Raw genomic sequence first — 26,531 nt, 5'->3', positions numbered from 1 at the left:
GGAGTGATGATTAACCATGAGTCAAACCGGAGATAAGAGGCAACGCTTCGAATTGCTGCTTCAGCAATCGGAGCTGCCTCAGGAACTTATCCATTCTTATTATAAAGACGGGTATATTGATCAGGTAATCGTCCGCAAAAGCAACCGCAAATGGACGTTTTGCATTCGCAAAGCGTCCTTAGTGCCTTCTAGGGCCTACAGCGGGCTTTTGCAGGCGGTTCATCTGAAATTCGCCCATATTGCGGAGACCGATTTTCAGTTCCACTATGAAGACAGTGTCGGATCTGCGGACATCGCCCGGGAATATTGGGGTCTGTTTATCGAATGGGCGCAGCAGGAAATCGCTTCGGTCAACGGCTGGCTGGCGAAAGCCGGCATGGATGCGGAAGGCGATCTCATTACAATCTCGCTGCTTGACGGCATGGGCCTCGAGCTTGCCCGCAAGAAACGGATCGACGAGGAAATCGTACGCTTCTACAGCCGCTGTTTTGCCCGCAACTACAGGGTGAAGCTAGAGGTCGGATCAGGCGGCGCGTCCAGGCAAGAGGTGTACGATGAGTTTCAACAGAAGATCGTGCAGGAGGAACGGGAAGCCGTTCTTCAAATCATGGAAAGCGCAGCAACCGATTCCGATTCGGATGAAGGCGATGACCAGCCTTCCAAATTGTCTGTAGGCTATGATATTCGGGACGAGCCGGTTCCGATTATGAACATCCGTGAAGAAGAGAAGAAGATTACGGTACAAGGTACGATTTTCGGACTTGAAGTGAAAGAGCTGCGGAACGGCATGACGCTATATACGTTCAACGTTACCGACTTCTCCGATTCCATGGCGATGAAGATGTTTGCCAAAACGAAGGACGACTTGAAAATGTTCAGCCTGATAGCGAACGGCAAATGGGTAAAGGCGAGAGGCCGGGTTGATTACGACCGGTTTATGCAAGAGCCTGAGCTCGTCATGATGCCAAGCGATCTGAATGAAATCGGATCACCGCCGGATCGCAAGGATAAGGCAGAAGAGAAGCGGGTCGAGTTCCACCTTCATACGACGATGAGCGCGATGGATGCAGTAACGCCAATCGATGCTTATGTGAAAACGGCCGCGAAGTGGGGACATAAGGCGATTGCGGTGACGGATCACAGCAATATTCATTGCTATCCCGACGCTTTCAAGGCAGCGAAGAAGAACGGCATTCAAGTGCTGTTCGGACTCGAGGCTAATGTCGTCAACGATGCGGTGCCGATGGTGCTGAACCCTCGCGAGGAACAGCTGGCAACTACCGAATATATCGTATTTGATATCGAGACGACGGGCCTTTCCGTCGTGAACAACAAAATCATCGAGCTTGCCGGTGTTCGCATGAAGGATGGCAAAGAAATTAACCGTTTCTCGACTTTCATTAATCCACATGAAAAAATTCCTTATCACATTCAGCAGCTAACGAGCATCAACGACGATATGGTCAAGGATGCACCGGAGCTTGAGCCTATGCTGCGTGAATTTGTTGAATTCATTGGCGATTCGGTACTCGTCGCGCATAACGCCAGATTCGATATCGGTTTTATTCAAGCCAACTGCAAGTCGCTCGGTATGCCTGAGGTAACGAATCCGGTACTCGATACGCTTGAGCTTGCACGATTTATTCATCCTTCACTAAAGAATCACCGTCTGAACACACTGGCGGCCAAGTATAAAGTCAGTCTGGAGAACCATCACCGGGCGGTCGACGACTCCTTGGCGCTTGGCGGCGTATTATATGGCTTGATTAGCGACGCGGCGGAACGTAATATTACCGGACTTCATCAATTAAATGATTATGTAGGACTGGACTTATCCAATTCCCGGCCTTTTCACTGCAATATTTACGCGTTGAACGCTGTCGGCAAAAAAAATCTGTTCAAGCTCATTTCGATCTCTCATACCGAACATTTCAAACGGGTAGCGACGATTCCTAAAAGCAAGCTCGTTGAGCTTCGCGAAGGCATACTCGTCATATCCGGCTGTGAGAAGGGTGAGTTTTTCGAGACGGTGCTTAATAAATCGTACGAGGAAGCGCTGGAGGTTGCCCGCTTCTACGATGTGCTGGAAATCCAGCCAATCGATTTTTATATGCATCTGGTCGAGAAGGGACTGGTTGGCAGCCGTGCTGAGATTGAACAGGCTCACCGTTATATTTGTCAGATCGGCGATGAGCTTGGCAAGCCGGTCATTGCAACGGGCAACGTGCATTACTTGAATCCGAGGGACAAGCTGTTCCGGGACATCGCCATTCATGGCATTACCGGCTTTAGTCCGCTTAAGGATATCCGTAAGCCGGAGGCCCATCTTCGTACAACGGATGAAATGCTTGCCGAGTTCGCTTTTCTGGGAGAGGCACGCGCCTATGAAGTTGTTGTAACGAATACAATTCAGCTTGCCGAACGGTTTGAACCGTTCGAGATGTTCCCAGAACAATTGTTCACGCCGATTATTGAAGGCGCAGACGAGGAAATCCGTGAAACGTGTTATAACACGGCCAAATCGTTTTATGGGGAAGAGCTTCCACAGGTTGTAATCGATCGTTTGGAGAAGGAGCTTGTGCCGATTATTAAATTTGGCTTCTCGGCCAACTATTTGATTTCGGAGCGGCTTGTGAAGAAGTCCAATCGGGATGGTTACCTCGTAGGTTCCCGGGGGTCCGTTGGCTCCTCTGTGGTTGCAACCTTCCTTGGCATTTCCGAGGTTAATCCGCTGCCGCCTCATTATATGTGCTTGAATCCCGATTGCAGGCACAGCGAATGGTTTCTCGACGGCAGCATCATGAGCGGCTTTGACTTGCCGGTCAAAAGCTGTGCGAAATGCGGGCAACTGACAAAAGGCGAAGGGCAGGACATTCCGTTCGAAACGTTCCTTGGATTTAAAGGCGATAAAGTTCCCGATATCGACTTGAACTTCTCGGGCGAATACCAGCCGACGGCTCATAATTTCACAAAAGAAATGTTTGGTCCGAAAAACGTATTCCGGGCCGGCACGATTGGTACGGTTGCGGAGAAAACTGGCTTTGGTTTTGCCAAAAAATACGAGGAAGACCACGGGAAGAAGTGGCGGGGCGCGGAGCTGTCGAGGCTCGCTGCCGGCGTTACCGGAGTAAAGCGCAGCACCGGGCAGCATCCCGGCGGCATCGTCGTTGTACCGGATTATATAGAGGTGGAGGATGTAACACCTGTCCAATATCCGGCGGATGATGTCAATGCGGAGTGGAAAACTACGCATTTCGATTATCATGCTTTTGAGATGAACTTGCTGAAGCTCGATATTCTGGGACATGACGATCCGACAATGATGCGGATGCTGCAGGATTTGACGGGTGTCGATCCTACGACGATTCCGATGAATGATCCGAAAGTAATGAGCATGTTCAACTCGACGAAGGCGCTCGGTGTGGCGCCGGAGAAGATTCGGACGCCAGTCGCAACGTTTGGCGTTCCGGAGATGGGAACGAAATTCGTTCGTCAGATGCTTCAGGAGACGCAGCCTTCCTCCTTTGCCGATTTGCTGCAAATTTCGGGATTGTCCCACGGCACGGGCGTATGGCTCGGCAATGCCCAGGAATTAATTAAGAAGGGTACTTGTAACATCAAGACCGTAATCGGCTGTCGTGACGATATTATGTTATACTTGATTTATAAAGCAGGAATGGATGCCGGACTCGCTTTCAAAATTACGGAAAGCGTACGGAAAGGCCGGGGTCTGACGCCGGAATGGATCGATGAGATGAAAAACTGCAAAGTACCGCAGTGGTATATCGACTCCTGCCTGCGCATCGAGTATATGTTTCCGAAGGCGCATGCCGCGGCTTATGTTATTTCGGCTGTTCGCACCGCCTACTTCAAACTGTATTATCCGATTGAATATTACGCGACGTACTTCACGGTTCGCGCCGAGGATTTTGATCTGGAAATACTCTGTCAAGGTTATGACGCGATTCTTAAGAAATTGCTAGAGATCGAAGAAAAAGGCTTCAGCGCGACGACGAAGGAGAAGAACAGCATCTCCTTGCTGGAAATGGCGCTGGAAATGACGGCAAGAGGACTCTCTTTCAAGCCGATTGATCTCTATCGATCGCATGCTACGAAATTTATTGTAGACGGGGAATCGCTTATCCCGCCGTTTGCGGCTATCGCCGGTATCGGCGACAACGCGGCCCGGAACATTGCAGCTTCGCGTGAAGAAGGCGAGTTCTTGTCTATCGAGGATTTCCAGCAGAAATCGAAGGCCAGCAAGACGATTGTCGAGGTTCTGAACGGCATGGGCTGCTTCCGCGGCTTGCCGGAATCGAATCAGCTATCCCTCTTCTAACTGTCAGCACATGAAAAGATTTCTTGTCACTCTTCATGCGGTTATGATATAATTTTTGTGGCAATGATGTGGATAGAGACTTTGAAGCAGAAGAGTGGGGAAACCCACTCTTTACGTTTTGTATTTGGGCTTTTTCCATGGATCAAGCCCATTTCGAACGTACAAACGGGAGGTTAAAGCAATTTGAGCACATCCAAAATCAAATCCGTCGTTGAAGAAATGGTAGCTCCGTTTCTCGACAGCAATGGCTTTGAGCTTGTTGATATTGAGTATGTGAAAGAGGGCAGCCACTACTTCCTGCGTGTATTCGTAGACAAGGAAGGCGGCATCGATATCGATGAATGCGGTCGGATCAGCGAATATCTCAGCGAGCAGCTCGACAAGAATGATCCGGTCAGCGACAACTATTTTCTCGAAGTATCCTCACCGGGGGCCGAACGGCCGCTCAAGAAACCGGAAGATGTGCGCAAAGCGGTCGGCAAGCATGTCTACATAACGACATATGAGCCGATTGACGGTTTGAAAGAGTTCGAGGGTCAGCTTCTCGCTTTTGACGGCGAACAGCTTCAAGTGAAAGCGGGCAAGAAAGAGCATGCGATTCCGTATGCGAAAGTGGCAGGCGCTCGGCTAGCCATCGTATTCTAGAGATTGCAGAGCAGAAGCTTTTATTTTTGAAAGGGGGAACTCCATTCCAATGAGCATGGATTTTATTGAAGCGTTATCGGAAATCGAGAGGGAAAAGGGAATTACGAAAGATGTGTTGCTTGAAGCGATAGAGGCTGCTCTAATCTCCAGCTACAAGCGCAATTTCAATACGGCGCAAAACGTGCGTGTCGATATTAACCGCCACACCGGCGTTATTAAAGTATATGCACGTAAAACAGTCGTTGATGAAGTGCTCGATCCGCGTCTTGAAATTACTATAGATGCGTCGAGGGAGATCAACCCGCATTATCAATTGGACGATATTGCAGACATCGAAGTAACGCCGCGTGATTTCGGACGGATTGCGGCACAAACGGCTAAGCAGGTCGTTACGCAACGGATTCGCGAAGCGGAACGCGGACTTATCTACAATGCTTTTATCGATAAAGAGGAAGATATCGTCAATGGCATCGTTCAACGCCAGGACGTTCGCAATCTGTTTATTGATCTTGGCAAAGTTGAGGCGGTGCTGCCGCTGACTGAACTTATGCCGACTGACAAGTTCAAGCACGGCGACCGTGTTAAATCGTATATCACGAAGGTTGAGAACACGACAAAAGGTCCGCAAATCATCCTTTCGCGTACGCATCCGGGCTTGCTTAAGCGTCTGTTCGAGCTGGAAGTTCCCGAAATTTATGACGGTGTCGTCGAAATTCGTTCCGTAGCGCGTGAAGCGGGCTTCCGTTCGAAAATTGCCGTTCATTCACGCAATGAAGAAGTAGATCCAGTCGGCTCATGCGTAGGACCAAAAGGACTGCGTGTACAAACGATTGTAACCGAGTTGACGGGCGAGAAGATCGATATTGTTCGTTGGTCGGATAGCGTTGAGGAATATGTGGCGAATGCGCTAAGCCCTTCCAAAGTGCTGGAAGTTATCGTATTTGAGCAGGAAAAACTGGCTCGCGTCATCGTTCCTGATTACCAGCTTTCACTCGCTATCGGCATTAAAGGCCAAAACGCTCGCCTTGCAGCTAAGCTGACGGGCTGGAAAATCGATATTAAGAGTGAAACGCAAGCGGAGCAGGAATACGGCCGCCCGAGAACTTTGACAGGCACGATGCATCAGGATTCCGTCTCGATCGATTCCTAGCCGGCTTCAGCTGCTGCGTCCATAATCGGCAGAGGAGGGATGTACGGTGAGACCGAGAAAAGTGCCGCTGCGCAAATGCGTAGCTTGCCAAGAAATGAAACCAAAAAAAGAATTAATCCGCGTTGTTCGGACACCTGAAGAAGAAGTGTTGATAGACCTTACAGGTAAAAAAGCCGGTCGAGGCGCCTATTTATGCGGTAAAGTCAGCTGCTTTAAGCTGGCGAAGAAATCGAGGGCGCTTGACCGGGCCTTGAAGCAAACAGTCGGCAATGAAATTTACGACCAGCTTGAACAGGATTTCATCTCGGTTGAGGAACAGTTTCTAGCCAATAAGGAGCTGATAAGCGATGAAGACGAATAAATGCTTATCCTCTCTGGGCATGGCCATGAGGGCCGGGAAACTGATTACAGGCGATGAAATCGTGCTCAAGGCGGTACGTAAAGGAGATGCGCATCTCGTTATTATTGCGGGAGACGCTTCCCCGAATACGAAGAAGAAATTTCGCGACAAATGCAGCACCTACGGGATACAACTCGCCGAAGCATTTGACCGCGATCAGCTTGGAAAGGCCATAGGAAAGCCGGAACGAGTCGTACTGGCGGTAACTGACGCAAAGTTCGGAAAAATGATTGCAGGTCATCTGAGTCAAAATTCGGAGGTGGATCATATTGAGCAACCAACAGGACGGCAAGGACAATAAAGATAAAACACGCGTATACGAATACGCCAAATCGCTAAACATGAGCAGTAAAGAAATTATAACTATTCTTAAACGGCTGAATCTGCCCGTTAATAACCATATGAGTGTTATGGAAAATGCAATGGTGCAGAAAGTGGAAGGTTTTTTCCGCGATATTAAAGCCAATGCCGCGGCAAAACGCGCGCAGGAAACTTCAGGCGCGACGGTATCGGCTGCTTCGCAGACAGCGGGCAAACCGCAGTCTCAGCCAGCCAACAAAAATATATCTCAGGACAGACAGGGGCCTATGAATTCTATTAAAACGAATACGCAAACAAACCAAACGCAAACAACTCCAACGCAACCAAGTCAATCACAACCAAGCGCGGCGCAGCAAGAACAACGCCCGGCGCAAACGCAATCTCAGCCAAGCAGCAGCTCTAACAATCGTCCTAGCGGCCAGGGTCAAGGCAATCGTCCATCCGGCGGCGGCTATCAGGGCAACCGCCCTAGCGGCCAAGGTCAAGGCAATCGTCCATCTGGCGGCGGTTATCAAGGCAATCGTCCGGCAGGCAGCGGCCAAGGCGGACAGGGCGGCAACCGTCCATCCGGCGGCGGTCAAGGCGGACAGGGCGGCAACCGTCCGGCAGGCAGCGGTCAAGGCGGACAAGGCGGCAACCGTCCATCCGGCGGTTATCAAGGCAATCGTCCAGCAGGTGCGGGCCAAGGCGGACAGGGCGGCAACCGTCCATCCGGCGGTGGTCAAGGCGGCGGTCAAACCCGCAGCTTCGATTCGCGTCCGGCGCAACCGGCTTCGCGTTCGACAGCTGCTGATTCGAACCGCAACAGCAAGCCAGGTTTGAACAAATCCAAATCGGGCGGTCCTAACAGCAATCACGGACAAAGACGCTTTGATGACGGCAAACCGGGCGGATTCAGAGGCGGCAACAACCGTGGGGGCAAAGGACGCAATCAGCGCAACCAGCCGCAACAGGAACGCCGCGAAAAAATCGACAATACGCCTAAAAAAATCATTGTACGCGGTACGATGACAGTAGGCGAATTGGCGAAGCTGCTTCATAAAGATGCTTCCGAAGTCATTAAAAAGCTGATTTTCCTCGGCGTAATGGCAACAATCAACCAAGAGCTTGAAATGGATGCTATCTTGCTGCTCTCCTCGGAGTACGGCGTAGAGGTTGAAGTGAAAATCCCGGTTGAGGAAGATTCCTTCGAAACTGTAGAAGAGACCGATGTAGATGAAGATTTGGTGGCTCGTCCGCCAGTCGTTACGATCATGGGTCACGTTGACCATGGTAAAACGACTTTGCTCGACGCCATTCGTCAAACGAATGTAACAGGCGGCGAAGCAGGCGGCATTACGCAGCATATCGGCGCTTACCAAGTTGAAATCAAACAAAAGAAAATTACGTTCCTGGATACACCGGGTCACGAAGCGTTTACGCTTATGCGTGCCCGTGGTGCGCAGGTTACCGATATTACGATTATTGTCGTAGCAGCGGATGACGGCGTTATGCCGCAAACGGTAGAAGCAGTTAACCATGCGAAAGCTGCAGGCGTACCAATCATCGTTGCCGTCAACAAAATCGATAAACCGGACGCTGATCCGGACAAAATTAAGCAAGCTCTGACTGAATATGAGCTCGTTCCGGAAGAGTGGGGCGGAGATACGATCTTCGTTAACGTTTCTGCGAAACAGCGCATTGGTCTTGAAGACTTGCTGGAGATGATTCTTCTCGTAGCGGAAGTGAATGATTATAAAGCGAACCCGGACAAACGCGCCCGCGGTACTGTGCTTGAGGCCGAGCTGGACAAAGGCAAAGGCCCAGTAGCTCGTATTCTCGTTCAACACGGTACGCTGAAAATCGGCGATGCATTCGTTGCCGGCAACTGCTTCGGCCGCGTTCGTGCGATGGTCAACGACAAAGGCCGCAGACTGAAAGAAGTAGGTCCTTCTACACCAGTGGAAATTACGGGTCTTACAGAAGTACCGCAAGCCGGCGATCCGTTTATGGTATTCGAGGATGAGCGCAAAGCGAGAGCGATCTCCGATCGCCGCTCCATCAAGCAGCGTCAATCCGAGCTGGGTGCGAATACTCGCGTCACGCTGGATGATCTGTATAAACACATCAAAGAAGGCGAAATTAAAGATCTGAACGTTATTATTAAATCTGACGTTCAAGGCTCTGCGGAAGCACTCAAAGGCTCCCTCGCCAAAATCGATATCGAAGGTGTACGTGTTAAAATCATTCACAGCGGCGTCGGTGCGATCAATGAGTCCGATATCAACCTGGCTTCGGCATCCAATGCCATCGTTGTCGGTTTCAACGTTCGTCCAGAGCCGCAGGCTGATCTGGCTGCGCAGCAAGAGAAAGTCGATGTTCGTATGCACCGCGTCATCTATAACGTGATCGAGGAAATCGAACAGGCGATGAAAGGGATGCTTGATCCGATCTTCAAGGAAGTTGTTATCGGTCAAGCGGAAGTCCGCAACGTCTTTAAAGTTAGCAAAGTTGGGGCAATTGCAGGCTGTATGATTACGTCCGGCAAAGTGACCCGTTCCGCTGAAGCGCGTATCGTACGCGAAGGCATCGTTATTTTTGAAGGCAAGGTTGATACGTTGAAACGCTTCAAGGATGACGTCAAAGAAGTTGCGCAAGGCTATGAGTGTGGGATTACGCTGGAGCGGTTTAACGACTTCAAAGAAGGGGACATTATTGAAGCCTTCGTGATGGAATCGGTAGAGAGGTGATTAATCGATGGCTAAAATACGTGTCGGCCGTGTAGGCGAACAGATTAAGAAAGAACTGAGCCAAATTATTCAAACTGAGCTGAAGGATCCGCGAATTGGCTTTATCACCGTAACAGGTGTGGAAGCGTCTGGCGATCTGTCCCAAGCGCGTGTTTACTTGAGCGTGCTTGGCAGCGAAGAGCAAAAGGAAGAGACGCTTAAAGCGCTCGGACGGGCAAACGGTTTTATTCGCACCGAGCTCGGCAAGCGGATGCGTCTGCGTCATACGCCAGAAATTTTGTTCAAGTTCGATAGTTCGATTGAATACGGCAGCCGGATTGAAGGGCTGCTGGAGGAAATCAACCGCGGGAATAAGTCGTGATGACGACTGCGGAATATACGCGGCAACTTGATGCTGCACTTGCTTTTATGAACGAGGGGGACGACTTTTTAGTCGTCTCCCATGTTCAGCCTGATGGGGATGCTATTAGTTCGACAGCAGTTGTTGGCTGGCTGCTAGACAAATTGGGTAAATCCTTCGTATTGATGAACGAAGGCGAATCTCCTTCACGGTTAAGCTATCTTGTGCATTATGACGCTATTATCAATTATCGCAAATCGCAGCCCACTGCGGCTTATAAGCATATTATTACGGTAGATTGCGCTGACTATCAAAGAATCGGCGAGGTCTCCAGTTTGTTTGCGGAAGATGCCGGCTTGCTTAATATCGACCATCATCCGACGAACAATGGTTTCGGTACGGTTAATATTATTCGGGCTGACGCAGCAGCTACGGTAGAAGTTTTATATGATCTTATCGAAAGAGCCGGCTTTGACTTTGACAAGGACTGCGCAACGGCTATTTATACCGGCCTCTTAACCGATACGGGCGGCTTTCGCTACTCCAACACGAGCTCCAAAGTGATGGGGATCGCTTCGCGTATGCTGGACAAAGGTGTCAGCGGTCACCAGCTGGCAGATCATTTGCTTGAAAAAATGACGATGCCGAAGTTGAAACTGCTGCAACGCAGTTTAAGCAGACTTACTTTCAGTGAAGATCAGCAGATCGGCTGGCTCTATGTCGCTAAGGATGATATGAAGGAAACCGGCGCCGTATCCGAAGATTTCGAGGGCATCGTCAACTATGCTTTGAATATTGATGGTGTTGAAGTCGGAATTTTGTTCAAGGAAACCGAAGACGGTCATGTGAAAGCAAGCCTTCGTTCCTCGGGCAAAGCAGACGTAGCGGCTATCGCGCAAAATTTCGGCGGCGGCGGCCATGTTCGCGCTGCCGGCTGCCGGCTGAGCGGTTCGCTCCCGGATGCGATTGAATCTTTGGTTGATGCGGTTAGAAAGGCGTTGAATTAACGATGGACGGTATTATCGCGATCTGGAAGCCTGCGGGTTGGACTTCGCATGATGTAGTGGCGAAGGTGCGCCGGCTGACCAAGATGAAGCGGATCGGCCATGCGGGAACGCTGGATCCTATGGTGACGGGCGTATTGCCTCTCTGTTTGGGCCGTTCTACGCGTATGGTTGAATATTTGCAAGAACGTCCGAAAGCCTATGAAGCTGTCATTCAGCTTGGCATTGCTACCGATACGGAAGACTTAACCGGTAATGTTGTTGAGGAGATAAGCGGCATTGTAGTGACCGAGGAAGAGGTTATTCGGGTTCTTAGGAGCTTTGTCGGCGAGATCGAACAGATTCCCCCGATGTTCTCCGCTGTTAAAGTGGACGGCAAGCGTCTCTATGAGCTGGCGCGGGAAGGCAAGACGGTAGAACGGAAAGCAAGAAAAGCGACGATCCACCAAATCGAGCTGCAAGGCCTCAATTTATCGTCAGACAAGCCAACGTTTTCCTTTTCAGTCGTGTGCTCGAAAGGCACGTATATTCGGACACTTTGCGTCGATATTGGACGGGAGCTTGGCGTTCCTGCCGCAATGGCGCAGTTGACCCGTACGATGTCTGGAGGCATTACGAAGGAACAATGCGTAACGCTGGAGCAGGTGGAAGAGCTTCAGGAGGCAGGAGAGCTCGAATCGCGCTTGTTATCGGCAGAAATGGCGATTTCGCATTTGGAACTTGTTCAGGTGTCGTCAGTGATTGCTGACATGGCGCTTAAAGGACAAAAAATTCCGCTGCGCATGCTTGCCGAACGTCCGAGCGGGGATCGGCTGATCCGGCTTTACGGCGAAGGCAATCAGTTTATCGGGATTTTTGAATGGGACACCGGGGCGGAAATTCTGAAACCGGTAAAAGTATTTTCATAGCATCACTACCACATCGGCTCGCAAAAGCGAAAGTCTGAACAGAAATGCAGGTGTATCCAAGTTGGAAATGATTTCACTCAAGTATCCGTTAACGGAGATTCCGGAAGTGCTCCGGGATCATTCGCTTTCGATCGCGATCGGCCATTTCGACGGTGTGCATCGCGGGCATCAGAACGTCATTAAAAAGGCAGTAACGCTTGCCAAAAGCAAAGGTTTGCTGTCCGCTGTCATGACGTTTAACCCGCATCCCAAAGAAGTGCTGGGTCAGGGCGAACGTTATTTCAATAGTCTTACGCCGTTTGAGTCCAAAGCTTCCTTGTTCGAGGAGCTTGGCGTAGACCTTGTGTTCGTATTGGAATTCGATAAAACGTTTGCGGCCATTTCGCCGCAGCAATTTGTCGACGAGGTGCTCCGGCCGCTGAGAGCGCGTCAAATTGTCGTTGGCTTTGACTTTATGTTTGGCTTCAAGGGTCAAGGCAATGCCGAAATGATGCGCAGCTTGGGTGCGCCGGACATTGATGTCGAAATTATTGAGCCGCTGTTCGAGAACGGCATAAAGGTGAGCAGTACTTATGTACGTGAGGCGCTAGAGCAGGGCGGCATCGAATTGGCCGCCAACTTGCTCAGTCGTCCTTATGAACTTAAAGGTATAGTCGTTCATGGTGATGGCCGCGGCCGGACCATTGGTTTTCCGACCGCCAACCTTGAAATATCTGACCGTTATGTAGCTCCCCGACTCGGTGTCTTTGCCGTTTCGGGTGAAGTAGCGGGAAAGCCATTTTACGGCGTTCTGAACCACGGAATGAAGCCAACCTTTAATAAAGAAGAGATCCGGCCGGTTATGGAAGTGCATCTTTTCGATTTTAACCAGGACATTTATGGAGAATCGATTACCGTGCGGTTCCATGATTTTATCCGTCCGGAGCAAAGATTCGGTTCCGTACAAGAACTGATTGCGCAAATTGGCCAGGATTCGGATAAAGTCAAACAACGGTTCAACCTCGGTTAAAACGGCAGCATTTACTTGCCTATGCTGTTGTGTTATACTGAATAACGTTGCGGACCGGCCCATTTATGGACGAACGCGATAAGAACCTTAGCTTGGATGTCTGCTCTCACCGGCGGTACCTGGGCTAACGGCGATTATTTTAATTTTTCAAGGAGGTGAACGAGGATGGCAATTACACAAGAGCGTAAACAAGAACTGATCGAAACGCACAAAACACATGCGAGCGATACAGGATCACCGGAAGTTCAAGTCGCTATCCTGACTGAAAACATCGTGAACTTGACTCAACACTTGCGGGAGCACAAGAAAGATCACCACTCCCGTCGTGGTTTGCTCAAGATGGTAGGTCAACGCCGTAAGCTGTTGGCATACCTGAAAAACAAAGATGTTAGACGTTATAGCGCATTGATCGAAAAACTCGGCCTTCGCCGCTAGAATCTGTTACATGAAAAGCAACCTGGCTGTTTTGCCGTCCGGGCTTCCCGGAGCCGGCATTCGCGGGTTGCTTTTTGTAATATCAAAAGGTACAGCAGGATATGCCAACGCTGTTGGCGAATGGTATGAATGCCAACTGTTACATTACAAACTAGGAGGGATTACATTTGCAACAAGTCGAAATGTTGTTGGGCGGCAGAAAGCTTGTCCTTGAGACAGGCCGTCTCGCCAAGCAAGCAAATGCCGCTGTAACGGTACGTTACGGGGATACCGTTATTTTGTGTACGGTTACGGCTTCAACGGGACCAAAGGATCTGGATTTCTTCCCGCTGACAGTTAACTATGAAGAGCGCATGTACGCAGTCGGTAAAATTCCCGGCGGCTTCATTAAACGCGAAGGACGTCCAAGTGAAAAAGCGATTCTGTCGAGCCGGTTGACTGACCGCCCGATTCGTCCGTTGTTCCCTGAAGGCTTCCGCAACGATGTGCAAATCGCGAACATCGTCATGAGCGTGGATCAGGATTGCCCGCCTGAAATTGCGGCAATGATTGGTACATCTGCAGCACTTGCTATCTCTGACGTTCCATTTGACGGTCCGATCGGCGGCGTAAGCGTTGGCCGTGTCAATGGCCAATTCGTTATTAATCCGACTGTCGAGCAAGGGCAGCAGACGGATATTTTCGTCGTTGTCGCAGGTACGAAAGATGCGATCATGATGGTAGAAGCGGAAGGCAATGAAGTCGGTGAAGACGTCATGCTGGAAGCTATCATGTTCGGTCATGATGAAATCAAAAAAATCGTTGCGTCGATTGAAGAGCTCGTTGCAGCAGCTGGCAAGCCGAAGATGGAAGTGAAGCTTCATGCTGTGGATGCTTCCGTTAACGAAGCGGTTCGCGCATATGCATCCGAACGCCTTGTAGAAGCTATTCGCATCGAGGAGAAGCATGCACGCCAGGAAGCAATTGACGCAGTCAACAGCGACACTGTTGCTCACTTCGAAGAAGTGTATGCAGAAACGCCTGAGCTTATTGGCGATGTGAAAGAAGTGCTGTACGACATCGTGAAAGAAGAAGTTCGCCGCTTGATTACGCATGACAAAGTTCGTCCCGATGGACGCGGCCTTGCCGAAATTCGTCCGATCGAATGCGACGTCGCTTTGTTGCCGCGTACACATGGCTCCGGCTTATTCACACGCGGTCAGACACAAGCACTTAGCATCTGTACACTTGGCGCGCTTGGCGACGTTCAAATTTTGGATGGTGTCAGCCCTGAAGAAACGAAACGTTTCATGCATCATTACAACTTCCCGCCATTCAGCGTTGGCGAAGCAAGACCGCTCCGTCCTCCGGGCCGCCGCGAGATTGGTCACGGTGCACTTGGCGAACGCGCATTGTCGAAGGTTATTCCTTCTGAAGCTGAATTCCCATATGCCATCCGTCTCGTTTCCGAAGTTTTGGAATCAAACGGTTCGACTTCCCAAGCAAGCATTTGCGCAAGTACACTTGCCATGATGGATGCGGGCGTTCCGATTAAAGCTCCAGTAGCAGGTATCGCAATGGGCTTGATCAAGGACGGCGAACATTTCTCCATCTTGTCCGACATTCAAGGGATGGAAGATCATCTCGGCGATATGGACTTTAAAGTTGCAGGTACGGCGCAAGGCGTAACGGCAATTCAAATGGATATTAAAATCAACGGTATCGACCGTGCGATTTTGTCCCAGGCGCTTGAGCAAGCACGCGAAGGCCGGTTGCATATTTTGGGCAAAATGAACGAAGTAATGACCGAGTCGCGTAAAAACCTGTCGCAATATGCTCCGAAAATTTTGACGCTTCGTATCCATCCGGACAAAATCCGTGATGTTATCGGCTCCGGCGGCAAAATCATCAATAAAATCATTGAGGAAACCGGCGTGAAAATCGATATCGAGCAAGACGGCATGGTCTACATCGCTTCTTCGAACGAAGAGATGAACCAACGTGCGAAAGCGATTATCGAAGGTATCGTCAAAGAGGTTGTCATCGGTGAAATCTATCTCGGAACCGTTAAACGGATCGAGAAATTCGGCGCCTTCGTTGAAATTTTGCCGAACAAAGATGGTCTTGTCCACATCTCCCAGCTTGCTAACGAACGCGTAGCTAAAGTTGAAGATGTTCTGGCAATTGGCGACCAAATTACGGTAAAAGTAACCGAGATCGATCAGCAGGGCCGCATCAACCTGTCCCGCAAAGCCGTTCTTGCACCTCAAGTACCAGCGCAGTAAGTTTAGCTTCTGCGCTTTCTATATCGTTTGAATGCAAAGAGTCAGAGTGAATCTGTCTCTTTTTGTTTTTTTGCCGGAATTGGCTTTCGGCTTGCATAATCTCGTCCATTTCTTCATACATTTTGAGCAAGCGTCTTGTCTGCATATTGCATGGGCCGGATTCGGCAAAGACGCTAACCGATGATGAAGGTGGAGCTAAACCTATGAACTTGCGAACAAAAATCGGTTGGATAGGCGTGTGCATGGCAGCGTTTATTGCAGCCTTTAGTTTGAATCTTGGCGGAATAGGCGACTATGTGGCATCGGTCAAAGCGAACGGTGCGACTAAGGCTGCCGTAAAGCCACTGTTTAGTGAGCAGGAGCTGAGTGAGCTGCGGCAAACGATTGCCAACGAGGCAGAAAAACAGCGAATCGAGCCTATAAACGCACAAATAGACCGGGTATGGAAAGCTATTCCCGGGTATAATGGCGTGGAAGTCGATATCGACAAAAGCTTTGAAAAAACAGTTGCAACAGGGACACTGTCTCCGATTCAATTCGTATATAAGGAAGTCAATCCGGAAATTTCGCTGCGGGACTTGGGCAAATATCCGATTTTTAGAGGCAATCCTGAGAAGAAAATGATCGCTTTTATGATCAATGTCGCTTGGGGCAACGAATACATACAACCGATTCTCGATACGCTGGAGAAGGAGCAGGTGAAGGCTACCTTTTTCTTGGATGGTTCCTGGTTGAAGAAATATCCGGATGTTGCCATGCAAATTCAAGCGAAGGGCCATGAAATGTCCAATCATGCCTATTCGCATCCGAATATGAGCGAACTGGGCAGACAGGCCGCTTATACGCAAATATCCAAAACAGAAGAGCTGTTAAAATCGACGCTTGCGGTTGACAACAAGTGGTTTGCACCGCCTTCGGGTGACTATAACCAGATGACGATACAAGTAGCGGCAGAGCAAGGGCTAATGACTGTACTGTGGACCATCGATACAATCGATTGGCAGAAACCTTCTCCTGATACGATTATTCGCCGGATTTCGTCAAAGCTGGAGCCAGGATCGCTTATTCTCATGCATCCGACAGCCTCATCCCGTGATGCGCTGCCAGGCATGATCCGTATTGCAAAACAGAAGGGGTATGCAATCGGTACGGTAAGCGAGCTGCTGTCGACGGATCGGGTGCCGCCGGTTGTTGAGCCGGGGCCTTAATTTTGATAAACTGATTGGAAGCAGGGGCTTCTGATTAGCGGAAATCTATGCTTATCGCAGAATTACATTCAGCTTGCTAAGGAGGACGATTGTGAATAAGTATACGCTCAGCAACGGTCTCAGAGTCGTTGTGGAATATATTCCTACATTTCGGTCGGTCGCATTCGGTATATGGGTAAAAACAGGCTCGCGGAATGAAACGCCGGATAACAACGGCATTTCTCATTTTGTCGAACATATGCTCTTCAAAGGAACGAATAAACGATCGGCTAAAGATATCGCAGACTTGTTCGACGGAATTGGCGGCAATGTCAACGCCTTTACTTCGAAGGAGTATACCTGCTATTTCGCCAAAGTGCTCGATCAGCATTTGCCTATAGCGGTTGATGCATTGGCCGATATGTTTTTCGAATCACGGCTGGATGCAGAGGAACTGGCGAAAGAGAAAAACGTGATTTTGGAAGAAATCTCGATGTATGAGGATACGCCGGACGACAAGGTGCATGACGAGGCTTCCCGCGCTGCTTACGGCGATCATCCGCTTGCGTATTCCATTCTGGGTTTGGAAGAGCGTCTGACGGCGATGAATTCCGATTCACTTCGTGATTATATGAATGATACATATACCATTGAAAATACGGTGATCAGCGTTGCAGGCAACGTAGAAGAGAGCGCGCTGCTGGAACTGCTGGAGAGCCAGTTTGGCCGATTCAGCGTTAGAGGAAGCTCAGCTCCAGTACAAGCGCCGGGCTTTCATGGCGATTATATTTTCTTTAAGAAAAAAACAGAGCAGAATCACATCTGCCTCTCTTTCCCCGGCTGTTCGATTAGCGATCCGCAGCTGTATGCGATGATTTTGCTTAACAATGCGCTCGGCGGCGGCATGAGCTCCCGCTTGTTCCAAGAAATTCGGGAGAAACGCGGCTTGGCTTATTCCGTCTATTCTTATCATACGTCCTATGCGGACACCGGTTTGTTCACGATCTATGCCGGAACGGCACCGAAGCAAACGAAGGAAGTGCTCGATCTGACGATGGAGCAGCTAGAGGAGCTTGCGGTGAAAGGGCTTGGCGAGGATGAGCTGCACCGGGGTAAAGAGCAGCTTAAAGGCAGCCTGATTTTAAGTCTGGAGAGCACGAGCAGCCGGATGAACCGGTTAGGTAAAAACGAGCTTATGCTTGGGCGTCATTATACGCTTGACGAATTGCTGAAACGAATCGATAATGTGACGATGACCGACTTGCGTCAAGTAACGGAACGGATGCTTTCCGTACCGTTCGCAGTCGCGATGGTCGGTTCGAACGATAAAGCAGCGGCACAATTGGGGAGGAATCGTTTTGTTTCAGGTACTATTTAAACGGCTTGAAGGCAATGAAGATATTCAATTGCCGAATAAAATGTCGGAATGGGCGGCAGGCTTTGACCTTCAAGCGGCAGTCGGTGAACCGGTTATTCTTGCGCCGGGAGAGCGCAAGCTCATTCCAACCGGATTTGCAATGGCAATGCCTGCGCAGCTCGAGGCGCAAATCCGCCCAAGAAGCGGGCTGGCTTACAAGCACGGCATTACCTGCTTGAATTCCCCAGGGACGATTGATGCGGATTACCGGGGTGAAGTGAAGGTTCTGCTTGTCAATTTAGGTCAAGAGCCATTTACGATTACACGCGGCGAGCGAATTGCGCAAATGGTGTTCCAGCAAATTCCGGCCATTGAGATCGCATTGGCTGATGAGCTGCCGGATACCGTTCGCGGAGCCGGAGGCTTTGGCCATACAGGCGTTTAGGTTTGAAAGAGAGAGAGCCGGTTCTTCCTGCTATATTGCAGGGGGAACCGGCTCTTTTTTTTAGGAACAGCAGCATGCAATGTGATTAATTATAAAACCTTAATGACATTGTCAGCAGTCTGCAATGTCATTAATGAAGCGACCTTAATGACATTGTCAACGGTTTGCAATGTGATTATTGATGTTGCCTTAATGACATTGACAGCAGTCTGCAATGTGATTATTGATGTTGCCTTAATCACATTGCAGAGGGCAGGAGTCTTTTTTTTTCACCCATTCTGGGCGCTGGCATAAGATGATTTATAACTCGTGCGCAGAAAGGAGTGATAGCTGCATGTTAACAGGCATTCAAGTGCTGCTGCTTGGCGGCGATGCAAGGCAGCTCGAGGTGATTCGCAAGCTGGCGGAGTTGGATGCGTCGGTGACAGTATCGGGCTTCGAGGGGCTTCATTCATCGCTGGATGGCGCAGTACATGCCGAGTTTGACGAGCAACTGTTCGATAACATCGACGCGCTGCTGCTGCCTGCGGTCGGTACTGACGACCAGGGCTTGATTCATACCGTGTTCAGCGATCGCGAGATTCGGCTCCTGGATCAGCATCTCGCCCGTGCACCTAAGCACTGCAAAGTGTATACAGGGATGGCTAAGACGTATTTGAGGGAGATTTGCCAGCAGAATGGGCTGGAGCTTATCGAATTTTTCGAACGGGATGACGTTGCGATTTACAATTCCATTCCAACGGCCGAGGGCGCGATTATGCTAGCCATTCAGAATACGGATATTACGATTCATGGCTCAACTTCAATGGTGCTTGGCTTTGGCCGAACCGGCTTTACAATGGCTCGCACCCTTCAGGGATTAGGTGCAGATGTACTCGTTGGCGTAAGGCGCGGAGAGCATTTTGCAAGGGCTGCCGAAATGGGCTTCAAGCCTTTCTACACCAGCAAACTACTGGAGTATACAGGCAATATTGACTTGCTTTTTAATACAATTCCGACTATGATAGTCACAGCGCAAATTATAGCGAATTTACCTTCGCGGGCCGTTATTATTGACCTCGCTTCCAAGCCTGGCGGAACAGATTTCCGCTTTGCCGAGAAACGGGGAATCAAGGCGATGCTCGCGCCCGGCCTGCCCGGTATCGTTGCACCCAAAACAGCTGGACGAATCATAGCCGATTGTTTGTCTCAATTGATTATGGACGATTCGATTAAGCGGGGGAATGGGCAATGAATTGGTCGGGATTAACGGTAGGATACGCATTATCAGGGTCGCACTGCACGCTTGCCGAAATTATGCCGCAAATCGCGAGATTTGTTGATGCGGGAGCGAATGTCATTCCGATCGTCTCCAATACAATTATGACGACGGATACTCGCTTCGGCACTTCGCAAGAATGGCAAACGCAGCTAAAGGCGATAACGGGCAATGAGATTATTTCTACGATTGTGCAAGCGGAGCCGCTTGGACCATCGAAACAGATCGACGTGCTATTGATTGCGCCATGCACGGGCAATACAACAAGCAGACTTGCAAATGCGCTGACAGACAGCGCCGTATTAATGGCGGCCAAAGCGCAAATGAGGAATGGAAGACCAGTCGTGCTTGCTATTTCTACAAATGACGGACTTGGGTTGAATGCCGCCAACATCGCAAAGCTGTTAGTGGCTAAACATATCTATTTTGTGCCTTTTGGCCAAGATAATCCCGTTCAAAAACCGAACTCGCTAGTTGCCAGAATGGATTTGGCGCTGGAGACGTGCGAAGCAGCACTGCAAGGAAAACAACTGCAGCCGCTGCTCATTGAGCGGTTTAATTACTAGTCTTATTTGTTTTTATTTTATTTTTTTATTTGCTGTTCAAAGATAGAGGGGAGAATTACGACAGATGTCCAATCAGAAATTGTTTAACGTTGCGGTAGTAGGCGCAACAGGCGCAGTAGGGGAACAAATACTGAACTTGCTCGAGACGAGAAATTTTCCTATCCGTGAATTGAAGTTATTGTCCTCGCCGCGTTCTGCCGGCACCAAATTAACTTTCAAAGGCCAAGAAGTAACCGTAGAGGAAGCAACTCCGGACAGCTTCAAGGGCGTTGATATAGCATTGTTCAGCGCCGGGGGCGACGTTACTAAAGCGCTCGCTCCACATGCGGTGAAGCATGGCACAATCTGCATCGACAACACGAACGCTTACCGGATGGATCCGAATACGCCGCTTGTAGTTCCGGAAGTGAACATTGAGAAAGTAAGCGAGCACCAAGGGATCATTGCGAATCCGAACTGCTCGACTATTCAAATGGTCGCTGCGCTGAAACCTCTGCAAGACCAATACGGCATCAGCCGCATTATTGTCTCGACTTACCAAGCGGTTTCGGGAGCTGGCGCTCGTGCAATCGATGAGTTGCTTCGCCAAACCCGCGCTTCGCTGCAAGGCGAGCCGGTTAATCCGGACATTTTGCCAGTGGGCGGCTTGCCTGTCAAGCATCAAATTGCGTTCAACGCAATTCCGCAAATTGATAAATTCCAAGATAACGGCTATACGCTGGAAGAAATGAAAATGGTCCGCGAAACGAAAAAGATTATGAACGACGAATCGATCGAAGTAACCGCTACTTGCGTTCGTATTCCGGTCGTTTACGGCCATTCCGAATCCGTATATGTAGAACTTAAAAATAATTATGACCTGGAAGATGTCAAACAGCTGCTCGCGAACGCTCCGGGCATAACGCTGGTAGATGATCCGGCGAATCAGCAATACCCATTGGCGACAGACGCTGCAGGCAAGCCAGACGTATTTGTCGGCCGCTTGAGACGAGATCTGGGCCATGAGCGCGGACTGAACCTGTGGATCGTTTCCGATAATCTGTTGAAGGGCGCCGCTTGGAACGCCGTTCAAATTGCAGAGCATATCGCAAAAGGCTAAAGGTAAAGGTTGACGGCAATGTTGACATCTTGCTATCGGTACCGGAGGATAACCATCCATGCGCATCCTGGTTCAGAAATTCGGGGGCACTTCACTTTCGTCCGATAAAGCTAGAAATCACTGTGTAGAACATATTGCCAGAGAGCTGAAGAACGGTTTCCGTATCGTCGTAGTCGTTTCGGCGATGGGTCGCAAAGGCGACCCGTACGCTACGGATACCCTGCTTCAGCTCATTCGCGATAACGGCGACCGTTTACCGCCCCGCGAGCGGGATATGCTGCTAGGCTGCGGAGAAATTATTGCCGCTTCTGCCTTATGCAGCCTGCTCTGCTCGCGGGGCATTGCTGCAATTGTGCTTAATGGAGGCCAGGCGGGCATCCGGACCGATGAGCAATTCGGCCATGCACGCATCAAAGAGCTACATCCCGACCGTATGCTGTCTCATTTACGGGATGGCGAGGTTGTGATTGTAACTGGTTTTCAAGGCAGTACCGAGGATGGTGATATGACTACGCTTGGCCGTGGAGGAAGCGATACCTCGGCAACAGCGATTGGCGCAGCCCTTCGCGCAGACTGTGTAGACATTTATACCGATGTGAACGGTATTTTGACGGCCGATCCTCGTCTGGTTAAAGACGCCAAACCGCTTCTTGTCGTTGGCTATGCTGAAATATGCAACATGGCGCGCCAGGGAGCAAAGGTCATCCATCCCCGTGCTGTCGAAATCGCGCAGCAAGCCCGTATCCCGATTCGGGTACGCTCAACTTTTTCCGATGATGAAGGAACGCTTGTAACCGACAGGCCAGAGCAGGCCAAAGGTTATGTAAGCGATCGTCATGTAACGGGCATTGCCCACGTATCCGGCATTACGCAAATTTCGGTTCAAGCAATAGAAGGCCGTTCGGATGTGCAATTGCAAGTGTTTCAGACGATGGCCCGCAATCATATAAGCGTTGATTTTATTAACGTAACGCCAAGCGGCGCGGTGTACACTGTGTTTGATCACGATGCCGACCGCGCTGTTCGTTTACTTCAAGATATCGGATATTTACCAACTGCAATTAATGGCTGTGCGAAAGTGTCGGTCATCGGCGGGGGCATGAACGGTGTGCCCGGCGTCATGGCGCGAATCGTCGAGGCATTGACGGAACAAGGCATTACAATTATGCAATCGGCGGATTCGAACACGACGATATGGGTACTTGTGAAGGAGCCGGATATGGCCCCTGCGCTACAAGCGCTTCACGCCAAGTTTGGACTTCATTTATAATAGTAACAGTGCATAGTTGCTCGTAAAGTTTTGTAGGAGGTTTTTTGGATGGATTATGGAAGATTAATGACGGCAATGGTCACACCATTTGACGCAAATGGTCAGATTGACTGGGAAGTTACCGGACGTCTGATCGATTATCTAATTGAAGAACAGCTCAGCGATACTCTGGTCGTATCGGGAACGACAGGCGAATCGCCTACGTTGACGGACGAGGAGAAATTGGCATTGTTCCGCTTTTCGGTTGAACGCGCGGGCGGACGCTGCAAAATTATTGCAGGAACGGGCAGCAACAATACAGCGCATTCCATCCACTTAACGAAGGAAGCGGAAGCTTGCGGCGTAGACGGCGTTCTGCTCGTAACTCCTTACTATAACAAACCGAACCAAGAAGGACTCTATCAGCATTTCAAAGCGATTGCAGAGTCTACGATTTTGCCGGTCGTTCTCTATAACGTCCCTGGACGTACTGGTATTAACCTGTCGGCTGAAACGACCATTCGTCTGGCTCAACTAGACAATGTCGTAGCGACAAAAGATTGCGCGAGCCCCGATCAGTTGACGCAAATTGTGACTGGCGCTCCGTCAACATTCCGAGTTTATAGCGGAGACGACAGTGCAACGTTGACGACGCTTGCAGTTGGCGGACACGGCATTATCAGTGTAGCCAGCCATGTTATCGGCGCAAAAATGAAGCAGCTGATCGAAGCCTACTTGAGCGGAGACGTTCGTAAGGCTGCTGTACTTCATCAGGAATGCCATCCGGTATTCAAAGGGCTGTTCGAGAGCCCGCATCCGGTTCCAAATCCGGTTGCTGTCAAGTATGCTCTTACTTTGAAAGGCATTCCGGTCGGCAGTGTGAGACTCCCGCTTGTTCCAGCGACGGAAGCTGAAAAAGAATTTATCAGTAAATTAATATAGGCGTGATTACGGAGGCGGTGCAGGGTTATCCCTGAACCGCCTCCGTTTTTCTATGCAAATGGCAGCATTGCCTCTAGCCCCGGGCTCGCTGCGCGTTTTGGTTCATGATGTCGTTCTTGATTCCATTGTTTATCTTGCTTTACGCCGAACAATGGATTTGAATCTTCAAAATGCCAGCCTGAACTCAAAACGCTCCGCTCACCCAAAATGCATATTGTAAGTCACTTTGAGAGCAAAACCGGGCTCGCTGCGCGTTTTGGTTCATGCTGTCGTTCTTGATTCCATTGTTTATCTCGCTTTACGCCGAACAATGGATTCGAATCTTCAAAATGCCAGCCTGAACTCAAAACGCTCCGCTCACCCACTGCGTGCAAACTGATGCGATCATACTGCAGCGTACTGTGTAGCCTTGCGGAGGACGCGGCTTTTGGAATCAAAATGTAAAAATACATGTTGTAAGGTGATTTTTCGACGAATTATCGCATCAAAATGCAAATGTGCATTTTGATTGGCTCATTTAGCTTCTATATCGTGAATTATAGCGATCTGAACTGCACTTTTACATTTTGATGGACATTTTGGTGCCTTTAGGTACTTATCAACCTGTACTTTTACATTTTGTTTTGTGCTTTAGCTTGGAAGGCTAGTAGGCGTAGGTTGTGCATCATAGGAGAGGCGCGTTACATGGTCAAAGCAGGTTACCTTTAAAGGCGGGGCAGGGACATACTGCATCGCCTTTTTTGATGCGAGTTTGGTTAGCTGGTGCTCGACATTTCATGTACCTGCTGATGCGATTGCTTTAACATGTGTTTGCTTGCCGACCTGTATAAGAGGGGGAGGCAAGTCCCGCCGTTCTTCTATAAAAAAGAAACATATCATGATAACAAGAGACGGAGTAAGCGAATGATTCTGGAGAAGCGGCAGCGCTCGCCTTTGTATCCGGATTCCAACCTTTAGATAAATATAAGGAATCTGGATACAACAGCGATCGGAAGAACATTCGCTTACGCAGGCGGCCACTGTATACGTGTAAAACGGACAAGCTCAAGAAGGGAAATTGTTTGTGTTCTCTCAATTTTTTCCTGTATAATGGGTTCAAACAACGGTTCGGCAATGATTGGCATTTCGGCATCTCACCGGAGTTCGTCCCAGGCAGGTACGACTGCGGTCATAAAAGGGAGGGAATCGCTTGTCAAAGAAGAACGATACGGATAAATTGCTTGTTTTTGCGCTGGGCGGAGTCGGAGAGATCGGTAAAAATATGTATGTCGTCCAATACGCAGACGATATTGTCGTCGTGGACGCCGGGCTGAAATTTCCGGAGGAGGACATGCTAGGCATCGATATCGTCATTCCCGATATTTCGTATTTGCTCGAAAATCGGGATAAAGTTCGGGGCATCGTCATCACGCATGGTCACGAGGATCATATCGGCGGTCTCTCTTATGTGCTGAAGGAGCTTAACGTGCCTGTGTATGGTACGAAGCTAACGCTGGGTCTCATTGAAGGCAAGCTGAAGGAAGCGGGATTGCTAGGTGAAACAAGGCGTGAATTGATTAATGCCGACTCGCAGATCGAATTAGGTAATATTCAGGTCTCCTTCTTCAAGACAAATCACAGCATTCCTGATTCAGTAGGTGTTTGCCTCGATACACCGGAAGGCAGCGTCGTCCATACTGGTGATTTTAAATTTGATTATACGCCAGTGAACGGGCAATATGCGGATTTGCAGCGAATCGCCGGCATCGGTCAACGAGGGGTTCTCGTGCTGCTGTCCGACAGTACTAATGCAGAACGGCCGGGCTACACCCCTTCAGAGAAAAATGTGGGCGAGGCGCTTGAAGACTTGTTCTACAAAGCGCCGCAGCGGGTTGTCGTCGCGACATTTGCCTCCAATGTCCATCGCGTTCAGCAAGTTATTCATGCTGCGGAAGCAACGAATCGCAAGATCGCGGTTGTCGGCCGAAGTATGGTGAATGTCGTCAGCATCGCCTCTGAGCTTGGTTACTTGCATGTGCCGGAAGGGATGCTGATTGAACCGGAGGAAGTGAATAAACTGGCGGCAGACCGCGTCGTCATTTTATGTACGGGAAGCCAAGGGGAGCCAATGTCCGCCTTAACCCGGATGGCCCGCTCTACACATCGGAAAGTCGATATTTTACCGGGCGACACAGTTATTATTGCTGCTACGCCGATTCCTGGCAATGAGCGTTATGTTGGACGAACGGTAGATGAATTATTCCGGCTTGGTGCACATGTCGTTTATGGACCCGGCTCGGTATCCGGCGTTCATGTTTCCGGTCATGGCAGTCAAGAAGAGTTAAAGCTAATGCTGAATTTAATTAAGCCGAAGTATTTTATCCCGATTCACGGTGAGTATCGCATGCTTCGTTTGCACGCTCAGTTGGGTGAAGATGTCGGTATTGATCGGAGTCATATTTTCGTACTGGAAAATGGGGAAACGGTTGAGTTTCGTGACGGCGATGCGAGAAGAGGCTCGAAGGTACAGGCAGGAAATGTGCTGATCGACGGTCTTGGTGTCGGGGATGTCGGCAATATCGTACTCCGGGATCGGAAGCTCCTGTCTCAGGATGGTATTCTAGTCGTCGTCGTTACGCTGAGTAAGCAGGAAGGAATGATTTTGTCGGGGCCCGATATTATTTCCCGCGGTTTCGTATATGTCCGCGAAGCGGAAGGGCTGTTGGATGAAGCAGGGAAAATCGTCACTGGAACGCTAAATCGTCTAATGAATGATAAGGTCAACGAATGGGCTTCCTTAAAAACGAGCGTGAAGGACGCGCTAGGGCGCTATCTCTATGAACAGACGAGGCGGCGTCCTATGATCTTGCCTATTATTATGGAAGTTTGACATAGACGTAAGAAG

General features: G+C 49.8%; 21 protein-coding genes. All 21 read left to right on the top strand.

What is annotated here, in order from left to right; genetic code table 11:
* The first annotated feature begins 16 nt into the window (after window positions 1-16).
* The gene (locus tag IEX98_RS21000; protein WP_188891168.1) at window positions 17-4,339 is read left to right on the top strand and encodes a PolC-type DNA polymerase III; all 4,323 of its coding nucleotides are present in this window, start codon (window positions 17-19) and stop codon (window positions 4,337-4,339) included.
* A 183-nt stretch (window positions 4,340-4,522) separates the two neighbouring features.
* Window positions 4,523-4,984, top strand: coding sequence for a ribosome maturation factor RimP (rimP, locus tag IEX98_RS20995; RefSeq protein WP_188891167.1), 462 nt, complete (start codon window positions 4,523-4,525; stop codon window positions 4,982-4,984).
* Window positions 4,985-5,033: 49 nt separating this feature from the next.
* Window positions 5,034-6,134 (top strand): transcription termination factor NusA, encoded by a 1,101-nt coding sequence (nusA, locus tag IEX98_RS20990; protein ID WP_188891166.1) that lies wholly within the window; start codon window positions 5,034-5,036, stop codon window positions 6,132-6,134.
* A 46-nt stretch (window positions 6,135-6,180) separates the two neighbouring features.
* On the top strand, window positions 6,181-6,495 hold the full coding sequence (gene rnpM, locus IEX98_RS20985; RefSeq protein ID WP_188891165.1) for an RNase P modulator RnpM: 315 nt from the start codon (window positions 6,181-6,183) through the stop codon (window positions 6,493-6,495).
* Entirely contained in the window at window positions 6,482-6,835 is a 354-nt protein-coding gene (locus IEX98_RS20980) for a L7Ae/L30e/S12e/Gadd45 family ribosomal protein (RefSeq protein WP_188891164.1), read from the top strand. The genes rnpM and IEX98_RS20980 overlap by 14 nt, the downstream gene beginning before the upstream one ends.
* The gene (infB, locus tag IEX98_RS20975; RefSeq protein WP_188891163.1) at window positions 6,804-9,584 is read left to right on the top strand and encodes a translation initiation factor IF-2; all 2,781 of its coding nucleotides are present in this window, start codon (window positions 6,804-6,806) and stop codon (window positions 9,582-9,584) included. Before IEX98_RS20980 ends, infB begins: the two co-directional genes overlap by 32 nt.
* Window positions 9,585-9,591: 7 nt before the next feature.
* Window positions 9,592-9,945, top strand: coding sequence for a 30S ribosome-binding factor RbfA (gene rbfA / locus IEX98_RS20970; protein ID WP_188891162.1), 354 nt, complete (start codon window positions 9,592-9,594; stop codon window positions 9,943-9,945).
* Window positions 9,945-10,931: a DHH family phosphoesterase gene (locus IEX98_RS20965; protein WP_188891161.1), complete on the top strand. Its 987-nt coding sequence runs from the start codon at window positions 9,945-9,947 to the stop codon at window positions 10,929-10,931. The genes rbfA and IEX98_RS20965 overlap by 1 nt, the downstream gene beginning before the upstream one ends.
* A gap of 2 nt (window positions 10,932-10,933) precedes the next feature.
* Window positions 10,934-11,836, top strand: a complete 903-nt coding sequence (gene truB, locus IEX98_RS20960) for a tRNA pseudouridine(55) synthase TruB (RefSeq protein WP_188891160.1) — start codon at window positions 10,934-10,936, stop codon at window positions 11,834-11,836.
* 67 nt (window positions 11,837-11,903) lie between these two features.
* Entirely contained in the window at window positions 11,904-12,845 is a 942-nt protein-coding gene (locus IEX98_RS20955) for a bifunctional riboflavin kinase/FAD synthetase (RefSeq protein ID WP_229692303.1), read from the top strand.
* 165 nt (window positions 12,846-13,010) lie between these two features.
* Window positions 13,011-13,280 (top strand): 30S ribosomal protein S15, encoded by a 270-nt coding sequence (gene rpsO, locus IEX98_RS20950; protein WP_042160574.1) that lies wholly within the window; start codon window positions 13,011-13,013, stop codon window positions 13,278-13,280.
* 182 nt (window positions 13,281-13,462) lie between these two features.
* Window positions 13,463-15,544: a polyribonucleotide nucleotidyltransferase gene (gene pnp, locus IEX98_RS20945; RefSeq protein ID WP_188891255.1), complete on the top strand. Its 2,082-nt coding sequence runs from the start codon at window positions 13,463-13,465 to the stop codon at window positions 15,542-15,544.
* Window positions 15,545-15,747: 203 nt separating this feature from the next.
* Window positions 15,748-16,752 (top strand): polysaccharide deacetylase family protein, encoded by a 1,005-nt coding sequence (locus tag IEX98_RS20940; RefSeq protein WP_188891158.1) that lies wholly within the window; start codon window positions 15,748-15,750, stop codon window positions 16,750-16,752.
* 91 nt (window positions 16,753-16,843) lie between these two features.
* The gene (locus tag IEX98_RS20935) at window positions 16,844-18,109 is read left to right on the top strand and encodes a M16 family metallopeptidase (protein WP_188891157.1); all 1,266 of its coding nucleotides are present in this window, start codon (window positions 16,844-16,846) and stop codon (window positions 18,107-18,109) included.
* Window positions 18,090-18,533 (top strand): dUTP diphosphatase, encoded by a 444-nt coding sequence (gene dut / locus IEX98_RS20930; protein WP_081735083.1) that lies wholly within the window; start codon window positions 18,090-18,092, stop codon window positions 18,531-18,533. Before IEX98_RS20935 ends, dut begins: the two co-directional genes overlap by 20 nt.
* Before the next feature lie 334 nt (window positions 18,534-18,867).
* Entirely contained in the window at window positions 18,868-19,767 is a 900-nt protein-coding gene (dpsA, locus tag IEX98_RS20925; RefSeq protein WP_188891156.1) for a dipicolinate synthase subunit DpsA, read from the top strand.
* A complete protein-coding gene (locus tag IEX98_RS20920) occupies window positions 19,764-20,357 on the top strand; it encodes a dipicolinate synthase subunit B (protein ID WP_188891155.1) in 594 nt (197 codons plus the stop codon). Before dpsA ends, IEX98_RS20920 begins: the two co-directional genes overlap by 4 nt.
* A 64-nt stretch (window positions 20,358-20,421) precedes the next feature.
* Window positions 20,422-21,456, top strand: coding sequence for an aspartate-semialdehyde dehydrogenase (locus IEX98_RS20915; RefSeq protein WP_188891154.1), 1,035 nt, complete (start codon window positions 20,422-20,424; stop codon window positions 21,454-21,456).
* A gap of 58 nt (window positions 21,457-21,514) precedes the next feature.
* On the top strand, window positions 21,515-22,726 hold the full coding sequence (gene dapG, locus IEX98_RS20910; protein WP_188891153.1) for an aspartate kinase: 1,212 nt from the start codon (window positions 21,515-21,517) through the stop codon (window positions 22,724-22,726).
* A 48-nt stretch (window positions 22,727-22,774) separates the two neighbouring features.
* Entirely contained in the window at window positions 22,775-23,647 is an 873-nt protein-coding gene (gene dapA / locus IEX98_RS20905; protein ID WP_188891152.1) for a 4-hydroxy-tetrahydrodipicolinate synthase, read from the top strand.
* A gap of 1,189 nt (window positions 23,648-24,836) precedes the next feature.
* Window positions 24,837-26,516, top strand: a complete 1,680-nt coding sequence (locus IEX98_RS20900) for a ribonuclease J (protein WP_188891151.1) — start codon at window positions 24,837-24,839, stop codon at window positions 26,514-26,516.
* Window positions 26,517-26,531: the final 15 nt, after the last annotated feature.

This window comes from Paenibacillus radicis (ex Gao et al. 2016), assembly GCF_014641555.1.
Lineage (GTDB): Bacteria > Bacillota > Bacilli > Paenibacillales > Paenibacillaceae > Pristimantibacillus > Pristimantibacillus radicis.
The sequence above is the reverse complement of the archived record's forward strand: the minus strand, read 5'-3'. Positions and strand labels throughout refer to the sequence as shown.

Bases quoted from the DNA above. Each gene is read 5' to 3' on its own strand.
- IEX98_RS21000 (WP_188891168.1), top strand. From the start codon at position 17: ATGAGTCAAACCGGAGATAAGAGGCAACGCTTCGAATTGCTGCTTCAG.
- nusA (WP_188891166.1), top strand. From the start codon at position 5,034: ATGAGCATGGATTTTATTGAAGCGTTATCGGAAATCGAGAGGGAAAAG.
- IEX98_RS20980 (WP_188891164.1), top strand. From the start codon at position 6,482: ATGAAGACGAATAAATGCTTATCCTCTCTGGGCATGGCCATGAGGGCC.
- rbfA (WP_188891162.1), top strand. From the start codon at position 9,592: ATGGCTAAAATACGTGTCGGCCGTGTAGGCGAACAGATTAAGAAAGAA.
- IEX98_RS20965 (WP_188891161.1), top strand. From the start codon at position 9,945: ATGACGACTGCGGAATATACGCGGCAACTTGATGCTGCACTTGCTTTT.
- truB (WP_188891160.1), top strand. From the start codon at position 10,934: ATGGACGGTATTATCGCGATCTGGAAGCCTGCGGGTTGGACTTCGCAT.
- IEX98_RS20955 (WP_229692303.1), top strand. From the start codon at position 11,904: ATGATTTCACTCAAGTATCCGTTAACGGAGATTCCGGAAGTGCTCCGG.
- rpsO (WP_042160574.1), top strand. From the start codon at position 13,011: ATGGCAATTACACAAGAGCGTAAACAAGAACTGATCGAAACGCACAAA.
- pnp (WP_188891255.1), top strand. From the start codon at position 13,463: ATGTTGTTGGGCGGCAGAAAGCTTGTCCTTGAGACAGGCCGTCTCGCC.
- IEX98_RS20940 (WP_188891158.1), top strand. From the start codon at position 15,748: ATGAACTTGCGAACAAAAATCGGTTGGATAGGCGTGTGCATGGCAGCG.
- dpsA (WP_188891156.1), top strand. From the start codon at position 18,868: ATGTTAACAGGCATTCAAGTGCTGCTGCTTGGCGGCGATGCAAGGCAG.
- IEX98_RS20920 (WP_188891155.1), top strand. From the start codon at position 19,764: ATGAATTGGTCGGGATTAACGGTAGGATACGCATTATCAGGGTCGCAC.
- IEX98_RS20915 (WP_188891154.1), top strand. From the start codon at position 20,422: ATGTCCAATCAGAAATTGTTTAACGTTGCGGTAGTAGGCGCAACAGGC.
- dapG (WP_188891153.1), top strand. From the start codon at position 21,515: ATGCGCATCCTGGTTCAGAAATTCGGGGGCACTTCACTTTCGTCCGAT.
- dapA (WP_188891152.1), top strand. From the start codon at position 22,775: ATGGATTATGGAAGATTAATGACGGCAATGGTCACACCATTTGACGCA.